20 protein-coding genes are annotated in these 21,754 nt (G+C 40.8%); 1 reads left to right on the plus strand and 19 read right to left on the minus strand.

Annotation, left to right across the window (positions count from 1 at the left end):
- Positions 1-3: 3 nt before the first annotated feature.
- From EHO65_RS01650 to EHO65_RS01675, 6 genes are read right to left on the minus strand one after another with little or no spacing between them, the layout of a single operon-like run.
- Positions 4-1,227: a hypothetical protein gene (locus EHO65_RS01650; protein WP_135772495.1), complete on the minus strand. Its 1,224-nt coding sequence runs from the start codon at positions 1,225-1,227 to the stop codon at positions 4-6.
- On the minus strand, positions 1,227-1,820 hold the full coding sequence (locus EHO65_RS01655; protein ID WP_135772496.1) for a c-type cytochrome: 594 nt from the start codon (positions 1,818-1,820) through the stop codon (positions 1,227-1,229). The genes EHO65_RS01650 and EHO65_RS01655 overlap by 1 nt, the downstream gene beginning before the upstream one ends.
- 10 nt (positions 1,821-1,830) lie before the next feature.
- Positions 1,831-2,382 (minus strand): DUF3341 domain-containing protein, encoded by a 552-nt coding sequence (locus tag EHO65_RS01660; RefSeq protein ID WP_100724964.1) that lies wholly within the window; start codon positions 2,380-2,382, stop codon positions 1,831-1,833.
- Positions 2,382-3,749, minus strand: coding sequence for an NrfD/PsrC family molybdoenzyme membrane anchor subunit (nrfD, locus tag EHO65_RS01665; RefSeq protein WP_024863936.1), 1,368 nt, complete (start codon positions 3,747-3,749; stop codon positions 2,382-2,384). The genes EHO65_RS01660 and nrfD overlap by 1 nt, the downstream gene beginning before the upstream one ends.
- A gap of 26 nt (positions 3,750-3,775) precedes the next feature.
- On the minus strand, positions 3,776-6,838 hold the full coding sequence (locus tag EHO65_RS01670; protein ID WP_135772497.1) for a TAT-variant-translocated molybdopterin oxidoreductase: 3,063 nt from the start codon (positions 6,836-6,838) through the stop codon (positions 3,776-3,778).
- Positions 6,839-6,857: 19 nt separating this feature from the next.
- On the minus strand, positions 6,858-7,364 hold the full coding sequence (locus EHO65_RS01675) for a cytochrome c3 family protein (RefSeq protein ID WP_135647505.1): 507 nt from the start codon (positions 7,362-7,364) through the stop codon (positions 6,858-6,860).
- 312 nt (positions 7,365-7,676) lie between these two features.
- On the opposite strand from EHO65_RS01675, the gene EHO65_RS01680 reads away from it, so the two are divergent.
- Complete coding sequence (locus tag EHO65_RS01680) at positions 7,677-8,525, plus strand: endonuclease/exonuclease/phosphatase family protein (RefSeq protein WP_244243399.1); 849 nt, start codon at positions 7,677-7,679, stop codon at positions 8,523-8,525.
- Between the two features lie 46 nt (positions 8,526-8,571).
- Here EHO65_RS01680 and EHO65_RS01685 read toward each other — a convergent pair whose 3' ends face one another.
- From EHO65_RS01685 to EHO65_RS01750, 13 genes are all read right to left on the minus strand, one after another.
- Positions 8,572-8,970: a type II toxin-antitoxin system VapC family toxin gene (locus EHO65_RS01685; RefSeq protein WP_135772498.1), complete on the minus strand. Its 399-nt coding sequence runs from the start codon at positions 8,968-8,970 to the stop codon at positions 8,572-8,574.
- 346 nt (positions 8,971-9,316) lie between these two features.
- Complete coding sequence (locus EHO65_RS01695; RefSeq protein WP_135772500.1) at positions 9,317-10,024, minus strand: SCO family protein; 708 nt, start codon at positions 10,022-10,024, stop codon at positions 9,317-9,319.
- Positions 10,002-10,553: a toxin-antitoxin system YwqK family antitoxin gene (locus tag EHO65_RS01700; RefSeq protein WP_135772501.1), complete on the minus strand. Its 552-nt coding sequence runs from the start codon at positions 10,551-10,553 to the stop codon at positions 10,002-10,004. The genes EHO65_RS01695 and EHO65_RS01700 overlap by 23 nt, the downstream gene beginning before the upstream one ends.
- A gap of 12 nt (positions 10,554-10,565) precedes the next feature.
- Positions 10,566-11,453 carry a YHYH protein gene (locus tag EHO65_RS01705; protein ID WP_135772502.1) on the minus strand — a complete coding sequence of 296 codons (888 nt, stop codon included), beginning with the start codon at positions 11,451-11,453 and terminating at the stop codon, positions 10,566-10,568.
- A gap of 92 nt (positions 11,454-11,545) precedes the next feature.
- Entirely contained in the window at positions 11,546-12,751 is a 1,206-nt protein-coding gene (locus tag EHO65_RS01710) for a helix-turn-helix domain-containing protein (protein WP_244243400.1), read from the minus strand.
- On the minus strand, positions 12,712-13,614 hold the full coding sequence (locus EHO65_RS01715; protein WP_135625598.1) for a lysophospholipid acyltransferase family protein: 903 nt from the start codon (positions 13,612-13,614) through the stop codon (positions 12,712-12,714). The genes EHO65_RS01710 and EHO65_RS01715 overlap by 40 nt, the downstream gene beginning before the upstream one ends.
- Positions 13,615-13,682: 68 nt before the next feature.
- Positions 13,683-15,131, minus strand: a complete 1,449-nt coding sequence (locus EHO65_RS01720) for a M20/M25/M40 family metallo-hydrolase (protein WP_135772503.1) — start codon at positions 15,129-15,131, stop codon at positions 13,683-13,685.
- Positions 15,132-15,445: 314 nt separating this feature from the next.
- The gene (locus tag EHO65_RS01725; RefSeq protein WP_135772504.1) at positions 15,446-17,179 is read right to left on the minus strand and encodes an ArnT family glycosyltransferase; all 1,734 of its coding nucleotides are present in this window, start codon (positions 17,177-17,179) and stop codon (positions 15,446-15,448) included.
- A gap of 40 nt (positions 17,180-17,219) precedes the next feature.
- Positions 17,220-17,516, minus strand: a complete 297-nt coding sequence (locus tag EHO65_RS01730) for a Cys-rich protein (RefSeq protein WP_135772505.1) — start codon at positions 17,514-17,516, stop codon at positions 17,220-17,222.
- A gap of 31 nt (positions 17,517-17,547) precedes the next feature.
- Positions 17,548-18,609 carry a dual-specificity RNA methyltransferase RlmN gene (rlmN, locus tag EHO65_RS01735; protein WP_135772526.1) on the minus strand — a complete coding sequence of 354 codons (1,062 nt, stop codon included), beginning with the start codon at positions 18,607-18,609 and terminating at the stop codon, positions 17,548-17,550.
- Positions 18,610-18,617: 8 nt separating this feature from the next.
- Positions 18,618-19,520, minus strand: a complete 903-nt coding sequence (locus EHO65_RS01740; protein WP_135772506.1) for a tetratricopeptide repeat protein — start codon at positions 19,518-19,520, stop codon at positions 18,618-18,620.
- A gap of 47 nt (positions 19,521-19,567) precedes the next feature.
- Positions 19,568-20,980, minus strand: coding sequence for a Fe-S cluster assembly protein SufB (sufB, locus tag EHO65_RS01745; RefSeq protein ID WP_135772507.1), 1,413 nt, complete (start codon positions 20,978-20,980; stop codon positions 19,568-19,570).
- A 179-nt stretch (positions 20,981-21,159) separates the two neighbouring features.
- Positions 21,160-21,741 carry a peroxiredoxin gene (locus EHO65_RS01750; protein ID WP_135756006.1) on the minus strand — a complete coding sequence of 194 codons (582 nt, stop codon included), beginning with the start codon at positions 21,739-21,741 and terminating at the stop codon, positions 21,160-21,162.
- Positions 21,742-21,754 lie beyond the last annotated feature (13 nt).

A 21,754-nucleotide genomic window follows, 5' to 3' on the forward strand; every position in this document is an offset into this window, starting at 1 on the left:
TCCTTATTGGTGATGGTGTAAAGCTTCTTCCAATCTCGGATCTCCCACCGGGATCAAAGGAGCTTTCTCCAATCTTTTCAGAACTACCAGACCGAATAATCCGATCACACCTACTACTGATCCTAAAGATACCAGGTATCCTCCGAAGGAGAAATCCACGAAATTAGCAGGGTATACCAACCAGAAAATCTCGGTAGCTTGAGTGAAGATAACCCAAAGAGCAACTTTCACCAAGAAATCGATGTCTCTTTTGTTTGGACGGTTTAACAAGAGCATAAAAGGAACCGCAAACTTAATTGCAGGCAATGCTAAAGTAAGATATTCCCATCCACCGGTCAGTCTTTGCTCATAGAAGAAAGTTTCTTCCGGAATGGAAGCATACCAGATCAACATGAACTGAGAGAAACCAACATAAGCCCAGAATACTGTGAAACCGAGTAAGAATTTCCCTAAGTCATGGATATGGTTTTCGTTCACCAGGTTTCCTAAGAATCCTTTCTTCTTCAGATAATACGCCATGATTATGAAAGAAGAAAGTCCTGCCTGGTAAGCTCCTGCGAAGCAGTAAACTCCGAACATGGTAGAGAACCAGTGTGGAGTAAGAGACATTACCAACATGATGGAAACTAAGGAGAAAGAAAGAGCGAAGAATATGATATATCCTCCGGCTAACTTCGCATTGAATTGAGTATGTTTAACGTCTTTGTCACTGTCTTGAGTTACGGATTTCTTATAGAAAAGATATCCGAATGCAGACCAAGCAGCTCCTAAAACAACCACCATCACGGAGAAAAATCCGATGTTTAAGAGCGGTTTTTTGTGTTTTAGAAGTTTATCAGCCTCTACAGCTTCTGCGTGAGTCCACTCATATAGATCATGAGCTCCGAAGATCAAAACAAGAAGAAGGACAGCCGCAACAGGTACGAATAATCCATAAGTTTCGGAAATTCTACGGAGAGTTACCGGCCAATGAGCACCGGTAATATGAGCCAAAGAGGTAAAGAAGATCCCTGCAAGTGTAATCCCCAAAATGAAAAATGCACCGACCAGATATGCAGACCAAGCCGGGTTAGAATGTCCACCTTCATGACGAAGTTCAGGATGTCCAAGACCGAATGCCGCAAGACCGATACTTGCTAGTCCTACTAGGATCATTCCGACCAGAGCGTTTCTGGTTTTGGAATCCAACTTAAAGTTGATTAAGTTTTGTTCTACTTTAACTTCCATTATTTACCAGCCGTTCTGTCGTATTCTTGTAATTTACGAACATATAATATGATTTTCCAACGATCCTCAGGAAGAACTTGAGAAGCATAACTTTTCATAGCTCCTTTTCCCTCGGTGATGATATGGTAGATCTGTCCGTCTGAATAACCTTTAGCACTTGCAGATGTTAGTGCAGCCATTGGGCTTCCGTCAGACTGAGCCATATTCAAACGTGGAGCAGGACCTACTACGGTTCCGTTTCCTTGTCCTCTAACACCGTGACAAGGACTGCAATACGTTTGGTATTTGATCTCCCCTTTTTGAAGAGTAGCTAGATCTCCTTTGATAGGATTCGCAAGTCCCTTGTTTGGAAGAGCATCCAGAGATTGTGTCCAACCTGCATACTCATAAGGGAAATATCCCTGAGGAACCGCTCCCACCGGAGGAAGACGTAAGGAAGTATTATTCGGAAAATTAGAGTCCGCTTCCTGAGCTTCTCTTGCTGGAGAATCAGCCATATCCGGCATGTACTCCATAGGAGGAGTCTTAGACTCGCAGTTCCATAGTATCAAACCTGCGAGAGAAAGAGCAAAAATTCTTTGCAGTGAAATCATCAAAATTCTCCTATTTCACCGTCTCGACATGTTTAGAGCCGAGGCCTTTGATAAAGTCGGTCACTGAACCTTCTGAATAATTTGCAGAGTTGGAAGGGATCCAAAGTGCAAATTTGTCGGTAGTGATGTCCGGATGTAAAACCTTACGACCGGTTCTTGGAAGTTTAGCCAGGAAGAACAAAGCTGCTGCTGTGGAAAGTCCAGCCATGAACACTGTAAACTCGAATGTGATCGGAATATAAGCAAACCAAGCGTTGAAACTTTTTCCGGAGATATTGATCGGCCAATCGTATTTATGAGTTAAATACTGCATGGAGAAACCAACAGTGCATCCGAAAATTCCCATGAAGAAGGTTACCCAAGGAAGTCCGGAACGTGGAAGACCCATCGCATCATCCAATCCATGAACAGGATACGGAGTAAAACAATCGAAGTTGGTATAACCCTTCTCCTTTGTTTTTTGAGCTGCGTCTATGATCTGAGCTGGAGTATCGAATAATCCGAAAACTCCATGTTCTGTTTCTTCGAAAGTATGAAACTGTTCTTTCTTAGGAGTATACATTAATGATGACCTCCATCTTTATGAGGCATTACTGTTTTCACTTCCGCGATTGCGATTACCGGAAGTAATCTACAGAAGAGAAGGAACATAGTGAAGAAGATACCGAAGGTTCCGAGTAACATCATGAAGTCGTAAACCGTTGGAATGTATTTATCCCAGCTGGAAGGTAAGAAGTCCGCGTGTAATGTCATTACAATCACGAAACGTTCGAACCACATACCGATGTTTACGATGATGGAAACGATGAACATTACAGGGATACTGTTTCTAAGTTTTTTAGACCAGAATACCTGAGGAGCGAACACGTTACAGCTGAACATGATGAAGTATGCCCATCCGTAAGGTCCGAATGCTCTGTTTACGAAGGTAAATCCTTCGTATTCGTTTCCTGAATACCAAGCCATGAAGAACTCAGTGGAGTAAGCAAGACCCACGATCAAACCGGTAACCATGATCACTTTGTTCATGTTTTCCAAGTGTTTCATGGTGATATAATCTTTCAGTTGGAAGACTTCCCTTGCGATTACCATCAGGGTAACCACCATCGCGAATCCGGAGAAAATCGCACCGGCAACGAAGTAAGGAGGGAAGATCGTAGTGTGCCATCCAGGAACGATGGAAACCGCGAAGTCGAAGGATACGATCGTGTGCACCGAAAGAACCAGAGGTGTAGACAATGCAGCGAGGATCATCGCAACAGTCTCTAAGTGAGACCATGCTTTATTGGATCCAACCCATCCGAAGGAAAGAATATCATAAACTTTTCTACGAAGTGGTGTAGTTGCCCTGTCTCTCACAGCTGCGATATCCGGGATCAAACCGATATACCAGAAAACAAGAGAGATACTCAAGTAAGTGGAAACCGCGAAAGTATCCCAGATCAGAGGAGATCTGAAGTTCACCCAAAGAGGTCCTCTTTCGTTCGGATAAGGGAATAACCAGAATCCCATCCAAGGACGTCCAATGTGGATGATCAAAGTGGATGCAGCAGTTAATACCGCGAAGATGGTCATCGCTTCTGCAGCACGGTTAATACCGGTTCTCCATTCTTGGCGGAACAGATAAAGAACCGCGGAGATCAGAGTTCCCGCGTGACCGATACCGATCCAGAATACGAAGTTTACGATGAAGAATCCCCAACCTACAGGATTGTTAATCCCGAGGATATAAAGACCTTCGTATACCAAGTATCCGATGATACCTAAATCGATTACGGTAATGGTAAGAGCCAGAATGAAAGCCTTCCACCACAGAGAAGTGGGGAAAGCTTCGACCGGCTTGAGGATATCCTCGGTAACGTCACGGACGGACTTGCCGCCAGTGACTAAGGGTTGGATATCCAGGGCTTCTTTGATTGCGTTAGGTATAGACATAGCGCTTTAATTACTCCGGATTAAGCTCTTACCCTGGTCAGATATGCGACCTGGGGACCGACATTTAAATACTCGAGAACTCGGAAAGATCTAGGATCCGCACTAAGTTTGGAAACCTTAGAAGTTTTATCGTTGGTGTTACCGAAGCTGATCGCATCTGCTGCACAGCTTTGTTCGCAAGCACAACGAACTTCTCCGTCTTTAAGAGTTCTGCCTTCGTTCTTGGCTTGGATTTTAGCCTCTGCGATTTTGTGAGCGCAGAAGTTACATTTTTCCATAACCCCTCTACCGCGAACCGTAACTTCAGGATTGAGTCCAAGATATCTAGGAGTTCTAGATCCTTTTTCGGCTCCGGTATCGTTATACCAGTGCTGAGCCCAGTTATAACGACGAACTTTGTAAGGACAGTTGTTAGAGCAGTAACGAGTTCCAACGCAACGGTTATAAACCATGTCGTTGATCCCTTCAGAACTATGAACAGTTGCCATAACTGGACAAACGGTCTCACAAGGAGCGTTATCACACTGTTGGCACATCATAGGCTGGTGAGCGATCTGTAGATCTTCCGGTTTTTCAGGATCACCGATATAGTAACGGTCGATACGAAGCCAATGCATCTCGCGACCCACTCTAACTTCGTCTCTTCCTACTACCGGAATATTATTCTCTACTTGGCAAGCGATGACGCAAGAACCGCAACCGGTACAAGCAGTCAAATCGATAGCCATACCCCATTTGTAACCAGGGTATTCATGAACCGGGTTTGCTCCGGTTGCGTAGACCATCTTACCGTCTTTTTTGATTTTAGGAATTTCGGATTCTTTCACTCCGGAAGCAGGATTCTTTTTCCATTCTTCCAAAGAAGTAGATTGTACCAAAGGACGATCTTCGTATCCGAAACCTGGTGATAAAACGTGGTGGTGCTGGGTGCAAGCAAGCTTATAGGTTTTGCCTGTCTTCTCAAGAGAAGTTACAGAGATTCCGGAGAAAACTCCGTCTTCTGCCAGAACATAAGCGTTCTTACCTACTTCGTTTCCTACTTTACCAGCTGCAGTTCTACCGTAACCAACCGCGATCCCGATCGTATCCTTATGCACACCAGGTTGAACCTGAGCAGGAAGTTCGATAGAACCTTTAGTAGTTTTAACGGAAACCACATCGTTGGATTGGATCCCTTTCTCTTTTGCTAATGCAGGAGAAATAACAACATAGTTGTCCCAAGTAACCTTGGTTACAGGATCCGGAAGCTCTTGTAATAGAGAGTTATTAGCCGCTCTACCATCTCCGATGGAGCTTGTCTCATAAAGAGCTAAACGGATTCCAGCAGGATAAGTCGCAGGCTTTTTCAAGGCAGCTTTATTGAAGCCACGAGTAGCACTTGCAGTTTTTCTGCGGTCCTTAGCTCTTACAGTAGTTCCAACTCTGAGAAGATCTTCCCATTTCTGTTTGGAACCAAGTTTTTTAGTCCAAGAGTTCTTTACATATTCGTAAAATGATTTTTCTCCGCTGAGAGAGCCGCCTGCGAAAGCGATCAAACTGTCCTCGAAAGAACGAGTGTTGAATAGAGGGCGGATCGCAGGTTGTTGGATAGAGAATATTCCCTTAGTTCCTTCTGAATCTCCCCAAGACTCTAAGAAATGAGTAGTGGAAGCAAGATAGTTGGAAGCAAGTGCAGTCTCATCCGCTCTGTCTGCAAGACTTACGGTTAAAGCGGCTCTATGAAGAAGGTCCTTCCAAGAATCGCCAGCTTGGTAAACCAAATTGGTATCATAGAGGAATAGAACTCCTACTTTAGTTTGTTTTAATGCTTCAGTAAGTTTGTTTAAGTTACCGGAATAATCCGCTAAACCTTCTTTTTTAGGAGAAGTATAATCAACAGTCTTACCGTCGTTGTCTAAGCTAGAGTTTAAGAAGTTCACAAGGATCTGAAGATCCACAGCTTCTTTGGTAGAAGCAGAAAGACCGCCCGCAACCACGAGGGATCTGCCTTTGTTTGACCAAAGAGCTTTTGCTGTTTTGCGGATACCTTCTGCGCTAACTCCAAGATCACCAGCGAGACTTTCTACAGTAGAAGCTCCGGTAATATCTTTGGTATTCGCTCCTAATTCTCCCAAACCTGCAGCAATTGCAAGAGCCAGTTTGGACTGGTCACCAGGACGAATAGGAAGTCTAAGATCCGCGTTAGATCCAGACATAGTAGGAATGGATTCAGCAGCGATGAAATAGTTAAGATCTTTTGCTCCATCTCTTAGGTTTCTGCGTTTAGCAAAATCCTTTTGGTGTTCTTCAGGAGACAACCATCCGCCCATAAAATCGCAATCGATGGACAGGATAGTGTTCGCCAATTCGAAGTTATAGTTAGGAACAAGTGCCTTTCCGTAAGAAGCAGCCTGAGCTTTGGAGATCGCATCTTCTGGAGAAGTGATAGAGATCTCTAAATGTTGTCCCCCACCTACTACTTTTAAGAAGTCAGCGATAATCGCTTTGGTAGAAGGAGAATCAAGAGGTCTTGTTACGATTACAGTGTTACCTTTGTTCTTAGAAAGAGCTTCCTGAACTTTAGAATCCAAAGCGGCCCACTGGATATTCTCCACTTTTCCGCCGGAAACTGCCGCAGGACCTTGTGCTCTATCCGGATCATATAGATCAAAAATAGCAGCTTGTCCGGAAGCGCCGAGAGCACCTTGAGATACAGGGTGATCTTCGTTTCCTTCTAATTTTAGAGGACGTCCGTCTTTAGATCTTACTAAGTAACCGGTTCCGTTGAATACGGTAGCATAGTAGTATGCTTGTCCGTGTTTTACGAAATCGAAAGTACCTTCGTCGGTTTTCAGATCCACATAAGGAACGATTTTTTCGACAGGCTTGCGTACACAATTTAAGGAAGTCATCGCGACTCCCGCACCCATCAATTTAAGGAAGGTCTTACGATCAAATTCCCCTGACTTAATCCTTGCGATGACTGGATCCGGAGAAGTGAAAAATTCAGAGCGCGCCAGATCCTTCGTTTCTTTATCGTTATCTTTCAGTTCGAGGGAGAGCCAGTGAGCTTTCTTTTCTTTCTGGAAATTCTTTTTATCCATCTGTTATGCTATCTCCTGATTATCTGTGGCAGGTGGAACAGTCGGTAGGAGCGTTGTTCTCCCGGTGGCAGTTGATACAGTATCCCATATTCAGGGATGCTACCTGCTTGACCTTGACCATTTCAGCTACATTGCCGTGGCATTGCGAACAATCCACGCCTCTTGAGATATGGCGAGAGTGATTGAACTGAACATGATCCGGAAGGTCGTGGATTTTCACCCACTCGATCGGTTTGTTCTTCGAATAACTCTCGCTCAAAAATTTGATGTCTGGGCTGTTCTTTGCAACAAGCGAGTGACAGTTCATACAAGTTGAAGTATTCGGAACCGTTGCGTGCGCGCTTGTTTCTACACCAGTGTGACAATAACGACAGTCTATCTTATTATCACCTGCGTGAATCTTGTGGTTAAAAGGTATAGGCTGATCCGGAGAGTAGCCTACATATTTGGAGGGAGAAAAAATCAGGTAAGCCACTGCTGCAATAGCAATAAGCGGAACCGAAAGTTTCAAAGCTTTCTTATTCATTCGTGAGAAGTCCCGTGGGTTCCAAAATAAGGTTTGGGAACAAGGATTTTGGCTTCGGTTAAAATTGCAAGTAAACACGTAAAAACGCGATTGGTTTGGCGATTTCTTGCATTTTTATATGAGACTTAGTATCAATTAAATTGATGTTATTTATACTTAGTATAGTCTATTTTAGAAGATAAAAGATCTCGAATACGAAACCTAAGTTTATAATAGATGTGATTAGAACGATCGTTCTTAATATTAAGAAAATTCCTGGATTTTACTTTCTAAATCACTAAAATATGAATTCAAAAATCTAATTTGGAAAGAATGATGCACCGCGCACTGATCCTATTTCTGGGAATTCCCTTCGCTTTCCTAATAACAATCTCCACTATCGCGAAAGGTCAGATAAAAAAACTTAAAGTCACAAGCTTCAATTCATACTTTTTATATGATGAGATAGGAGACTCGCATAAATTCCCCAAAGATAGAAAGCATAGAACAGAAGAAGATTTTGCGAAGATTAAAAAGATAATTTTATCCAATCATCCCGATATAATCGGATTCCAAGAAATAGAAAATGAGACCGCACTTCATCATATTATAATAAATGAATATGAATGTACTGCAACTGTTACCCCGGGTTACTCTCAGGAACTAGGTCTTTGCTGGAAAAAAGAGCTGGGCAAGCCGATCATAAGCGAACTGGAACAACTTTCTATTCGCCCTGGCCTCAGAAAAGGACTACTTGCAGAGTTCAATTTCGACGGTAGGAAAGTTTCTGTCCTAGTAGTTCATTTAAAAGCCGGCCATTCTCCTAAAGATAAGAAGGAAAGAAAAGAACAGATACTCGCTCTGAAGGATATTCTACCTTCTCTGGGCAAATTTGTTCTATTAGGAGATTTTAATGAGGTATTGGAAAGAAGAGTGGATCTTTTGAAGATCCTTCAAAGAAATCTGAAATTGAAAATAGCGAACTATAAACAAAAATCAGATTGTTGGCAACACCATGACGGATTTATAGATTACCTGATCACTAATATGGATTGGCAACAGGGAAGTTTTGTCCAAACCAAGTTTGAATCTGATGACGGCAATTTTGACGGAAATCCAAGTTCGGAAAAAGGCCTTTCGGATCATTGCCCGGTGAGTGCTGAACTGTTGTTAGAGAGATAATTTAAATTAGTAGTGCGGCCGGAAATTGTATATGACGGACGTCTCTTTACCAAAACAATCTTAAGCCAAGAGGGTTATATTCCTTTAAATATCTATCTTTTGTAATAAACACAAAATCAAAACTTACCGCTTGCCACACCAGAAATCTATCGAATGGGTCTGTATGTTTCCCGGTCGGTAATTTATAATAATTCGCAAATATCTCAGGAGAATCCTCGATAAATTCAAATCCAGCTTCTCGGATCTTTTTAGGCAATTGTTCTGGTGTTATTCCTTGCAAGTCCATCTTTCTTAGAGAAAATTTCAGAGAAATTTCCCACAAAGAAATACTACTAATAAAGATCCGATTCCTCTGATTTAAAATTTCCGATTCTACTGTATAGGATAGATTCTCGGGTTGAAATAAAACCCATAGGATCGCGTGAGTATCCAAAAGGTAATTCACAGACTCAGAAATTCCTCATCTGTCATTTTGAAATCATCGGAGATCTCAAAGGAGGCTTTTCCTTTTAAGATTCCTAGTTTTCTCTTTTCGGGTTTTCCAACTTTGCTTGTTGGGATTCGGTCTTTCGTAGAAGGCTTTGTTTCTTGTTCAAACCCTTCCAAAGGAAATTGATATTTGAGTCCTGTTGCTGTCTTTTTCATGACCCAAGGATATTTACATTTTTTTAATGCGTCAACCAGAATGTCTTCAAATCATCTCGATCTCGCGGAATATCTATTCCAAGTTCGTGTTACCACCGAATTTGGTAGCTAACACGAACTCAAGCTGTCTTACGTTTGGAGCGGAATCAAAGTTCTCGTTTCAAAACTTCTATATCCGAATTCAATTCCTGGATAGAAGATTTCATCTTACCGTTATAAATTCCACGTAATCTAAGTTGTGAATCTAAAAGATATACATGATCCGAGTGAAGAAAATCATTTTCAGTGAGTTTCTTTTTGGCGTCTTCTTTCGGGATCGCAGTATCTGCATTAAAGGAGTCTCTTGCTAAAGCATAAATTTCCTTTTGGTTTCCGGTCAGAAGTTTCCATTTTTCGTAACGGATCTTTCGTTTCGAACCGTATTCTTTTAATACCTTGGGAGAATCCAAATCAGGTGTAGCGGAGAAGGATAAAATTTGGATATTAGGATCGGCCTCGAATTCTTTTTGCACTAAACTCAGATTGTTTGTAATCGTCGGACATATTCCTGCACATTTTGTAAAGAAGAAGGAAACCACCGTGATTTTTCCCCTACAAAGACCCTCGGAGACATTTTGATCCTCTTGATCCTTCATTATAAATTTAGAAATTTCTCGCGGCTTCGAAGAATTTTTATTCTCCCAAACAGGCTGTAGATCTTTTCCATAATATAAAGGAAGTTTATCTTTTTGAGGTAGGGAGAAGTCTGTGATCTCTTCCGAATATTCGTCTTTTGGATCTTTCGAACAATTGATAAAAAGAGAGATAAAAATCAAACTGCAGAATAAAATTTTAGAATAAGATCGTGTTCCCATCTTCATTTCCTCGGATCTGACTGCATAATTTTCCACCGGTCATTCCATACGCTCGTCCCTGATATATCACAAAGTTCATATAGATTTGTCCGTTCTCTCTCCACATCTTCTTTCCGATCACTTTTCCATGATCGAATTTTGCATATGAATACAATGATCCTGAGTTTCTCCATTCCCATTGGGGACCGTGGAATTGCCCTTCTAAGTATTCATTATGAAAACGTTTTTTACCGTCGGGGAACCATCCTAGGTGAGTTCCGATCTTCTTCCCCGCAGAAAATTCTCTTTCTGCCAAAACTTGACCGTTGGAATGTACATCTTTTTCGATCCCGTCAGGCAAACCGTTCTTATAGGAAGTCACTCGAATGATCCCTAATTCTTCTGTCCTGGACTCCAAAAGTCCGTAGAATTTTTCTCCTCTATAAAAAACATATCTTCCATTTCGAGTAATAGAAGGATCCGTACTTGCGACCCGAGCCGGATCGCAAGCGACTAGAAGAAAACAGATTACAAATAAATAGAACTTCAATCAGACCTCTGATCAGTCTACGGAACCTGGGGTTCCTTTGAAGTAACTTCCAATAATGTATCCGTTCAGACCTGTATTGTTTTCTACGTGATAACAATACGTTGCATCTACAAATTCGGTAGTAGTGCAAGAAGTTGTATGAGTGGTAGAATCCAATGTAGGATAAGAGCCTGATTGGTTTTTCTTTCCATAGATCGGGAAACCATCCAACATGATCCCTACTAAATTATCATCGTCGTTCGTGATCTTATAAGGTTCTGTATGATAATGATATTTTCCAGTATTCTGAGGGTGGCCTTGGGAAGGATCCATCGTGTAATATTCAGTCGCAAAAGAATCCCCCGGAGCTGCCTGGTTATTAAAGATCACAACACCTAATGTTGTAATTCCCACTGAATCCGTTCCTGCATTGGATTGAGTACAATCCGTAACAGTAGGAGTAGTTGGGATCGTCATGGTGATATTTTGAGATATGATAGTATTCGGATTTGTATGGAAACCACCAGCAGTGTCTATCGCCTCGTTATACCCGGAAGCCACTGAATAATATGAACTTTTATGAGGAGGTTTATCATTCGTTGTGATCACATAATTGGAACCTTCAACAGTTATGGTCACACAATGGAAACTGGTTTTCATCCAACAAGGAGCCTCTGCAGCAATATGTGTCTCACAGGTAGGCCCCCCAAAACCTCTGTCGTCAGGGTTAATATCGATTGCAGCCGAACATGAAGAATTGTCCGTAAGAGTTGTAGGCATTGTAGTGGTGGTTGTAGGTGTACATTGAGAAGAAGATGATAATAAAACCGCAGCGGAAGAAAGATCACTTCCTCCGGAGCTATCGCAGTTCCACACAAAGGCTGCGACTGCGGTTAATAGAATAGATCGTAAACGAAGCATAATTACTCCAAACTTATTAGTTTAGAATAATCTACGAAATCTTTCGTACGAATTCGACCGTCCCAATCGGCTCGAACCATATTTTTAAAATTTTAGGCGGAAACGATTTTGGAAATTTCTTCCAAATATTGAGTTGGTGTCTTTCCTGTGACTTTTTTAAAAGAAGTATTAAACGTGGACTTGGAATTGAAGCCATACTCAAGGGCCAGTCTCAAAAAATTAGGACGTTCTTCCGAAATATTTCCCAAAGCGGAAATGATATCTTTGATCCTATACTCGTTAACAAAATTATAGAAATTTGTTTCCAGCGTTTCGCTTAATATTTGTGTTATATAGAACCGAGGAATTTCCGTATTTTCAGAAAGTAGGTCGATGGAGAATTCAGAATCTTTATAAGGTTTTTCAGACTCCATATAATTTCGGATCTTAGAAAGAAATTCAGGGACCATATCTTCCCTTAGCCCTGACTTTTCATATTTTTTACGTTCTTCTTCTACCCCCTCTTCTTCATTTAAAGTTTTTTCTTTAAACGCATGAAGTTCTCTATGGGTGTAAACCACGGTTTGTCTTACTCCAAACCAGCAAAAGAAAACGGAAAATGCCAATACCGCAGCTCCTCGAACTAACCTAGGTTCGTAAGTTTCGGGAGGAAGATCCGTAAACAGCAAACCTTCTAACAAAAAATGGACTCCTGCGGATATTACGAACAGTACCAAAGTCCAATACATCCATCGTAAATCCTTAATACTATCTATATTAGAAAAATGATTTACTATATTCTTCCTATGGCGGTTCAAAAGTAGGAAAGTCCAAACTGAATACACTAACATAGAAGTGACTAATAACCCGCCGTTTGGGTGGAATCCCCTACTCGGTCTATGCCAATCATGAGGATCAAATTCTTCTTCCTGAGGTTGAAAAAAGAATAATCTAGATAAAAGTATACATTGCAGGATTACAAATGGAACAAAATGAAGAAGGTCCGTTCTTCTGAAACTTCTACCTTCCGTCGTTAGATTTTGAATATAAAGCAATAATAATGGACCATAGGTGTAAGGAAACAGGATGGAAAAATCCAAAAACTCAGGTCCCCATTCGAATCTATGGACCAACAAATGTCCTAGATGAGGAGCCGCGAGAAAGATCGTAAATACTGAATAGATAGAATCAAAAGAATATCTAGGTCTTTTAGTAAAGATCAGAAAAGCGGAAAAAACGCAGATCGTAAATGAGATAATCGGGATCGCAGGAACCATGACTAAATTTGACCCGGAAAATCCCCCGGTTTGGTTCTCCATCTTCTATGTACCCAAAAATATTGTTCAGGATACAGTTTCACTTCTTCTTCCAATGCTTTCGTCCAAACTTCAGTGTAATGACGAATTGCAGCTTCTCTATCGGAGAACGCGGATTTATCTACGAAGCCAAGATCCTTAACTCGTACCATAACTTTTCCTTTTTCTCCGCATAAAACCGAATAGAGTAACATTTTTGCGCCGGTTAAGTAGGCCATCAATGCAGGACCTTGGTAGGTAGATGCTTTTCGATTGAAGAAGTCTACAAAGATCCCAACCTTGCCTGCATTCTGATCGGAACCAAATCCTACCCAATAACCTTGTTTTAACATTTTAGTAACTTGGCTGGATTCTTCTGTGGAAACTAATTTGATCCCATTCTTACTTCTTAATTTATGAATGAGTCTATCCACATAAGGATTTCGGACTTTTTTATAAATCCCTCCTCCCTTCATTCTGATTCCCATAAATTGCACAAGAATTTCCCAGGTACCAAAATGTCCCGAGATCAAAACAACCCCTACTCCGTCTTGGATCGTTTTCTGCTCGATCGCCAAAGACTCCGCATCATAAACCAGATATTTATCCATCCACTTACGACTCAAACGAGGAGCAAATAAGGTACCAGCGAGAAGGTCACCTATATGAAGAAAACTTTTCCATACGAGTTCCTTTTTCTTTTCTTCCGAATAATCCGGAAACGCATAAGAAATATTATCGTATGCGATCTTACGATGTTTTTTAGCGAGAGGATAAAGAAGACGTACTAAAAATCTTCCGTAAACTAAACAGGCTCTATAAGGTAGAATTCTGAACGGAAGATAAAATAAGTATAAAAAGATATAGGGAATAATATAACGAACCAAGGTAGATCCAATTCTTGTTTTTCGAACATAAGGGCTCGGTCCTTATTCCTTGACAAGCAAAAAGACCCTCAGTTCATCTGGTATAGGATCTCGAATATAATTTGAGTTCCCAATTGGACATTCTCCAAACTAATACTTTCATTTTTTGCATGAAGCATAGCGAGTTCCTTTTCACTTAAAAGAACAGGGATCAGACCATAACATTCCATACCAATCTGACGAAAGTACGCATTATCCGTTTTGCCTGGAGAAATAAAAGGAGCGGCAACACTCCCAGGGATTTTACGAGTCGCGACAGATGCAATCGTCTGGAAAAGAATAGAATCCAGTTTAGATTTATCGGAAGTCACTGTGGAAGCAGGCTCCACTTCAACTTCATATTTTTCCGCGATCTTACGGATCTCTTTCAAATATTCCAAAGGATCAAATCCAGGAAGAAGTCTCACATCCAGTTTTGCCTCCGCTAAAGAAGAAAGTACATTATGGCCTTTACCCTCTTCTGTTTTCAGGCCGGAAACAGATTTAGTATTTCGAGTGATCGCGCTCAACTGCCTACTTGCACGAATAGGTCCGTATAATAATCTTCTCAAAACTGGAATATTTGAATTTTTTAATATAAATGATTTAGGAAAAGAGCTGATACTTCCGAGTTGATAGAAGAAACCTTGGGTCTCTTCGGAGATCCGAATTTCTGTGTCGTATTCCAAAACTTCTGTTAGAAATTTTAAAAGCCTTAGGCTCGGATAATTTTGACTTGGAGTACTGCCATGCCCTTGGTCTCCTTTAGCCTTCACATTCAACCAAAGATTTCCTTTTTCCGCATATTGGATATTGAAGATAGTACTTCCGGGAATGGCAACATCCTTGGTACCGAAACTCCCTTCATTCAGCATATATCCGTAACCTTTAAATAATTCCGGATGTACTTTTAATAAGAATCTAGCACCTCTTTCACTTCCGGATTCTTCGTCCGCCATACTTAAGAACATTACTTTTCTTTTAAGTGGAACTGCGGATCTTTTAAGTTCCAAAAAAGAAATGATCTGCATCACAATGAGGCCTTTACAATCCAACGCGCCTCTTCCGTGAATTCTACCTTCTTTGATAGTTCCCGCAAAAGGATCTTCTTCCCATTCTTTAGGATCCGCTTCTACTACATCCAAATGGTTTCCAAGGATTAAACCTTTTTCGGAACTTGGAACATTTGGCTCTAACTCGGCAATAAGATTCACTCTATCCGGAAACCCGGGTTCGGAGATAAGTTTAGTCTTGATCCCTTCCTTTTCGAAAATCGACCTGATATATTCTGCGACTTGTTTTTCGTTCCCTCTAACTGATTTGATCCGGATCAGATCTGTGAGAATTTTAATAGTTTCCGCTTCTCTCTTATTCCAAGAAAGGATATGATTCTCTTCTTTAAGAGGGGTGTTTTTAATGGGAGAAGTTACACATTCTATAAAAAGAAAGAGGCAAACGATAAGACCTAAACGGCAAAAGAAGGATCGATCTTTGGACATTCTCCAGTTTTAAGAGATTATCCATCTAACGTCCATAATTTACTTTAGCGGGTTTTCGCACAAAGGTCACAAAGAGCACGGAGACTCTTTAATAGAACTAACTCTTCCACAAAGTAAAACACTTCCCTAACTCCGTGTTCTCCGTGAGCTCTGTGAGCTCTGTGTGAAAAAATATTATAGATAAGAGGGAAAAGTAGCCCCAGGAGGACCCTGGGACCAAAACCAAACCAGGCTCATAACAAAGCCTACTTAAGAATTCGGTGGGTTTGTAAAATTTCCCTTATACTTTTTTTCTCAAAATTAGAAAAAAAGAATTATTTTGAATTCGTTGTCGCGGTCTCTTTCCCAGGCTTAAACCGGATCTTTCCTAAATAAACCTTTGTAGTCAAAGAATCCCTTTTTGATTTTAAGAAGAAACCGAACTCAGGAGTGGCCACCTTATAACTCTCATACTCCGCAAAAATATCCAAATCCACTCGATTTGCAGTGAATTCATCGAAATGAGGCAGATACTTTTCGGAAACGAGTATCATTCTTTCTCCATCCTTCTGCAAAGCTTCGAAAAGAACTTCCGGATCGAATAAAGTCCGAGTGATACGTTTTGCATAAAATGCATAAGATCTTTTGGAAGCGGGAACACCGAACATCAAAAACTTTTCTTTTCCTGGCTCCGCTTCTTGGATAATCTCCCCTACTTCCTTAGAGGGTTGATAAGAAACAAGCAACGGATAGGCATACAAACTTACTAAAGTGAAGAAGAAGGAGACGGATACAACTAAGGTGCCAAGCACTGCGTCCATTTTAAAATACAATAAAACAATCGCTGCAATTCCCAGATAAATCGCCACCCAAACATAATAAGAAACCGGAACATCTAAAACTAAGATCGGAAACAAGATCCCTGCAAATATGAATCCTAAACTAGTCAGATAAACTAAAATTTTACCTATGAAAGAAAGAGATCCTTCCGGACTTTCAATCAGCTTAAGTAAAAATCCGGAACCAACGACTGCTCCCGCGGGAAGACACCAGTAAATATACTGAGGCAATTGGTATTTGGAAAAACTGATCAGGAACAAAAATAGGAAGAGCCAGAATGCAGGAACAAAATCCTTCTCCTTCCATTCATTTTTTAGAATATTCGAGAACAGACCTTTTCCTTTCTCTTTTATAAATCCGTACAAATTCGATCCGATCCAAAAAAGGAACGGTAATATGAATATTCCGAATGCCCAAGAGAAATTAGAATAGAAGAATAGAGGATTGAACTTTTGGTCGTACATCTTGATATAAAAACGACCGAAAGATTGGACCCAAAGAAAGAAATAAGGCCCGTAAGTATTAAATTCCAAATACAAAGGAATAGACCATAAAAACGGAGGAAGTAAGGCCAATATCCCGCCTGGGAATAATTTCATCCCAAGAAGTCTTTTCCAATCCCTTCTGAAAAGAATGTCGCCGCCAATTCCGATCCCCGGGATCACAACTGCGATCGGCCCTTTTGTAATAAAGCCGAGTCCCATGGCAAGATACATCGCATAATAGTAAGCAGAATTCTTCTTGGTCCCTAAATAATAAAAAGCGAATACTAAAATGATATATGGAGTCACATACACATCTATTTTAGGATCCACAACCATCGCGTATAATCCGGGAGATAAAGCGTACAAGAAAACTGAGATCCAAGCACGTTTTATATTTCCTGAATATAACTTAGTTATAGTAAACACTCCCCAGAGAGAGAGTAAGGTCATAAGTATTGCAGGCAAACGGAATGCATAATTATTCTGACCGAAAAGAGTAAAAGAAGAACTGATCTTCCAGAAAGTAAGGATAGGTTTGTCCAGGTATCTTCTTCCATTATCCCGGATAAAAAACCAATTCCCGCTATCGGTCATTTCCCTGCCGATCTCCGCATACTGGGAGGAATCTATATCGATCACATCCAAAGGAAATGTCAAAAATAAGGGCAGAACAGCAACTGCTAAAAGAAATCCAGTAGACCATTTCAAAAACGGAACGTTTTTCCTATCTTGAACGAAATTCATATTTTTATAATACTCCAAACTTAATAGAAAAACGCTAATATCAATCCATGAGCCCGGATTCCATAAGGCAACGTGTAAATCCGGTACATGTTTTTTCGGACTCATAACAAGGCATCGCGTATCCTTGTTCTCTCAAACATCCCGATTCACATTCAATTTGCATGAAACTTTTTTGGGAAGCTTCCATGGGTCCCTTGGATTCGAATTGTTTTTCTACACAAGAGGTGAAGAACCCGCAGATCTCTTGGCATTTTTGTTGGTAGGGATCTTTACAATCGGTGAATCCGATCATAATAAAAGAAAATAAGAATAAGGTCGAAAAAAGGGACAGCCTCATTCCAGCTAGGTTATTCGATACGGATCTAAGGTCAACTTTTTGCGGCGAGCATTCCGCAGGCCCCATTGATGTCTTTTCCAGGGGACCTTCTGTTCAAAATAGGAACTCCAGCAGGCTCCAGATGGCGCAAAAACTCATCTATCTCCTGATCGCTGGGTCTTCTCCAACCGAAGAACTCAGTATTCAAAGGGATTACGTTTATTTTACAATCCAGTCTTCTTGCGATCTTCACTAATTTTTTGGCGTCTTCGGCACTCATGTTCACGCCTGGGATCATCACATATTCGAATGTGATCCTTCGTTTAAGAACTTTGGTATATTCTAAAGCAGCATCTAAAAGTTCAGGAAGTGCAAACTTCTCTTCTATATCCATGATCTCTTTTCTTCCATTCGGATCAGGATGATTGAGGGAGATTGCAAGATTATAAGGCTCTTTGTTTTCAATAAATCTGCGAATACCGTTTACTACTCCCGAAGTGGAGATCGTAATTCTTTTAGCGCCCATTCCCAAAGCGTCTCCATCATGAAGAAGTTTTGCTGCACGCATTACATTAAAATAATTATGCATAGGCTCGCCCATTCCCATGAACACTATGTTTGTGGCTCTATCACCGACGATCTTTTCTACCTGAAGGATCTGGTCTATGATCTCTCCTGCTTTTAAATTCCCCATATAAGGAAGTTTTGCTGTGGCGCAGAATTTGCAATTTAAGGTACAACCTATTTGAGAAGAAATACAGATCGTTTTCCTTCCACCATCTCCGGAAGGGATCCAAACTGATTCGAATTCTTTTCCACTTCCTGGAACCGATTCGAATGTGAATTTTTGGGTCCCATCCACTGATTTTAAATGTTTCGCAACGCTGATGGAGGAGAAGCTAAACTTCTCCTTTAATTTTTCTTTTAAATCCTTACCGATCGTAGAGAACTCTTCCCATGACTCATAACGATTGGCGTACAATCCATTATAAATTTGTTTTGCTCTAAAAGGTTTTTCGCCCAGCTCGGAAATGAGCTGAGTGAGTTCCTCGAGAGTATGGCCCTTGACCGGGATTTTTCCAGTTCCATTCTCCTGGATCTCAGTATTAGGAATGGTTTCGTTCACTTGCAAAAATCCTTATATTGCTTTTCTGCGTTTTCGTATCCTAGATCCCAGGATTTTTTATAATCTTTGCAAGACTCGGTTTTCCTTTTTAAGGCAGCATAACCCAATCCACGATTAAAATATGATATCGAATCATCCGGTAGGATTTTCAAAACTTTGGAATAAGAATCTATACTATCTCTATATTTTCCGGAAGCATAATACGCAAATCCCAAGGCAAAGATCGCTCTAGGATATTCCGGGTCTAATTGTACCGCTTTTTTGGCGTCGGCTAAAGATTCTTTCGCTTTTTCTAATATACCCAGCTGGATCGCTCTTTCTGCAAATGCGTATGACTTTATCAAACCAGAATCGATGGCTTTATTTAAGTCTTCTAAACCTTCTTCTTTTCTTTCCAATCCGAAACGACTTAAACCTCTATAATATAATGCATCCAGATTTTTATCATCCAAAGAATATGCGGAATCGAAATCAGTTTCAGACTCGCTGTATCGATTCAAATAATATTTACTTAGGCCCCGGTTATATACTGCGGAAGAATTTTTAGGATTCACTGCAAGATAACGATCATATTGGGAAATCGCATTTTCATATTCGGATGCATTATAAGAATCTAAACCTTGTTGGAATAATTCCTTCAATTCCTGTTCGGAGAGAATTTCAGGACTGCTATTACTGTTTGCCGATTCTTTCTCTAATTGGTCCAGAAAGGAGCTGATAGTAGAAGTGATCCAAAAAAACACCGCTTTAGGAGTTTCAGTTTTTACTTCTTGTTCATCGGGTTTTACCGAAGAACTCGTTTGTTCCGGACTATTAGAAGAAACCGTTTCCGGAGAAAAGATCTGAAATCCCGCCAGGATCAAACCGACCACCAAGAAAATGCCCAATACTTTCTGCATACGATTTGTATGACCGGATTTTAAAAGGAATACCAGCTTTTTTCCGGTCAGGAAACAGCAGAATCCGAATGTTCGGAAATAACTTTCCCATCTTCCAGAATCATTCTAATAAGCCTAGTCATCTCCACAGAATATTCCACGTTTAAGTGTTTCGTCACACCTTCGCAGAAACCATTGATGATAAGAAGTTTTGCATCGTCTTCCGAAAGCCCTCTGGACTGAAGATAGAATAACTGATCCTCATCGATACGAGAAACAGTCGCCTCATAGTTTAAGGTTCCATTCTGCCCGCTCACATCATTATAAGGATACGCATGTGACTGAGAACGATCATCCATCATTAGACCGTCACATTTCACATGGCTGTATGCGTTTGAAGAACCAGTAGTGAATTTTACAAGACCTCTGTAAGAGTTGATCCCTCCATCCAAGGAAACACCCTTTGCCAGAATATTACTGCGAGTATTTTTACCTACGTGGATGATTCTTGCACCTGTATCTTGGATCTGGCCGGAACCTGCAAAGGCTAAGGATAGAATATCCCCTGTAGAATTATCACCTTGTAATACGATACCAGGATACTTGATCGTATTAGCGCCGATATTCACATCCGTCCATGTTATATGAGCCGCTTCATGACAAAGGCCACGTTTAACGGTCCAGTTATACATATTCTTTTTCCAGTTCTGGATAGTAGTGTAGAATATTTTGGAATTCTTATGAGCGATCAGTTCCACTACAGCAGTATGAAAATTTGTGCCTTTGTCCTGAACAGAAGAACATCCTTCCGAATATTCTAACTCTGCTCCATCCTCTGCGATCAAAAGAGTTCTTTCATATTGGCCGGAAGAAGCAGCACTCACTTTGAAATATGCCTGCAAAGGCATAGGAGTTTTAACACCTTTCGGAACGTAAGCGAAAGATCCTCCGGAAAATACTGCAGAGTTCAATGCGGAGAATTTATTGTCCCCGATAGAAACTACAGTCCCGATATATTTACGAACGATATCAGGATATTCACGAATAGCAGTATCTATATCGCAGAAAATAATCCCAAGATCCGTAAGTTCCTTTTTAACGTTAGCGTAAACAGTCTCGGAATCTTCCATGGCTTCGATCCCGGCCAGGTATTTTCTTTCGTGTTCAGGGATCCCAAGTCTTTCAAAACTTTTTAATACTTCAGGATCTACTTCGTCCCAGGATTTTTTCTTCTTATGATTTGCGCCTATATAATGCACATACTCGTCTATATCCACTTTGAAGTTAGGAAAAAATCCCCAACCAGGCAAAGGTTTACTTTCATAAACTTTAAATGCTTCTAGACGGAATTCAGTCAGCCAAGCAGGCTCATTTTTAATATGGGAGATGGACTCCACCACTTTGCGTGTAAGTCCTTTGGGAAAATTATCCGCACGATAATATCTATCTTCGTCGGAAATGATCTCAAGTGCTTGTGCCATAATATTCTTCTCCCATATCTTAGACTTTTAGAAGGAAAGATGCAATCCTTTCCGAAAGTCAAAGTGCGAGTTTTGCCCGAATGAGGGCTATATAACAAGATTTTAAGGGGAACGGTGGGTGACCAGGAGAAATTAGAAAGGAGAATCCGGTCCTAAGACCGGATTTCCGTAAGAATGGATTAGTTTACCGCAGAGAAGTATTCTTTGGACTTTTCTGGATCCGCTTTCATGGTTTTCTTTCCTTCGTCCCAGTTTGCAGGGCAAACTTCGCCGTGTTTTTCCACGTATTGGAAAGCTTTCACTAAACGGATTGCTTCATCAATATTTCTTCCTACAGGAAGATCATTGATGGTAGACTGACGGATCACTCCAGCAGGATCGATGATGAAGGTTCCTCTCAAAGCCATTCCGCCTTCTAAAAGAACTCCGTAATCTCTTGCGATTGACTTGGTTATGTCTGCAATTAGAGGATACTTGATATCACCTAATCCGCCTTGTTTACGAGGAGTATTCTTCCATGCAAGGTGAGTAAAAGCGCTGTCTACGGAAACTCCCAGAACTTCCGCTCCGATTTTTTTGAAATCGTCCAATTTTGCATCATACTCGATGATTTCAGTAGGACATACGAAAGTGAAGTCGAGGGGCCAGAAGAATAGAACAACCCACTTTCCTTTATAGTCGGAAAGTTTGATTTCCTTGATTTGCTGGCCGATTACGGCTTCTGCTTTAAAGTCCGGTGCGAGTGAAGTAACTTGAGGCATTTTGCTCTCTCCT

Origin of the sequence: Leptospira andrefontaineae, from assembly GCF_004770105.1 — a bacterium.
Classification (GTDB): Bacteria; Spirochaetota; Leptospiria; order Leptospirales; family Leptospiraceae; genus Leptospira_B; species Leptospira_B andrefontaineae.

What these genes read in the sequence shown, in the direction of transcription:
- EHO65_RS01650 (WP_135772495.1), bottom strand. Translation starts at nt 1,227, where the DNA reads ATGGAAGTTAAAGTAGAACAAAACTTAATCAACTTTAAGTTGGATTCC.
- EHO65_RS01730 (WP_135772505.1), bottom strand. Translation starts at nt 17,516, where the DNA reads ATGAGGCTGTCCCTTTTTTCGACCTTATTCTTATTTTCTTTTATTATG.
- EHO65_RS01710 (WP_244243400.1), bottom strand. Translation starts at nt 12,751, where the DNA reads ATGGAGAACCAAACCGGGGGATTTTCCGGGTCAAATTTAGTCATGGTT.
- EHO65_RS01695 (WP_135772500.1), bottom strand. Translation starts at nt 10,024, where the DNA reads ATGGGAACACGATCTTATTCTAAAATTTTATTCTGCAGTTTGATTTTT.
- EHO65_RS01740 (WP_135772506.1), bottom strand. Translation starts at nt 19,520, where the DNA reads ATGCAGAAAGTATTGGGCATTTTCTTGGTGGTCGGTTTGATCCTGGCG.
- EHO65_RS01705 (WP_135772502.1), bottom strand. Translation starts at nt 11,453, where the DNA reads ATGCTTCGTTTACGATCTATTCTATTAACCGCAGTCGCAGCCTTTGTG.
- EHO65_RS01660 (WP_100724964.1), bottom strand. Translation starts at nt 2,382, where the DNA reads ATGTATACTCCTAAGAAAGAACAGTTTCATACTTTCGAAGAAACAGAA.
- sufB (WP_135772507.1), bottom strand. Translation starts at nt 20,980, where the DNA reads ATGGCACAAGCACTTGAGATCATTTCCGACGAAGATAGATATTATCGT.
- EHO65_RS01670 (WP_135772497.1), bottom strand. Translation starts at nt 6,838, where the DNA reads ATGGATAAAAAGAATTTCCAGAAAGAAAAGAAAGCTCACTGGCTCTCC.
- EHO65_RS01655 (WP_135772496.1), bottom strand. Translation starts at nt 1,820, where the DNA reads ATGATTTCACTGCAAAGAATTTTTGCTCTTTCTCTCGCAGGTTTGATA.
- EHO65_RS01725 (WP_135772504.1), bottom strand. Translation starts at nt 17,179, where the DNA reads ATGAATTTCGTTCAAGATAGGAAAAACGTTCCGTTTTTGAAATGGTCT.
- EHO65_RS01720 (WP_135772503.1), bottom strand. Translation starts at nt 15,131, where the DNA reads ATGTCCAAAGATCGATCCTTCTTTTGCCGTTTAGGTCTTATCGTTTGC.
- EHO65_RS01675 (WP_135647505.1), bottom strand. Translation starts at nt 7,364, where the DNA reads ATGAATAAGAAAGCTTTGAAACTTTCGGTTCCGCTTATTGCTATTGCA.
- EHO65_RS01680 (WP_244243399.1), top strand. Translation starts at nt 7,677, where the DNA reads ATGATGCACCGCGCACTGATCCTATTTCTGGGAATTCCCTTCGCTTTC.
- EHO65_RS01750 (WP_135756006.1), bottom strand. Translation starts at nt 21,741, where the DNA reads ATGCCTCAAGTTACTTCACTCGCACCGGACTTTAAAGCAGAAGCCGTA.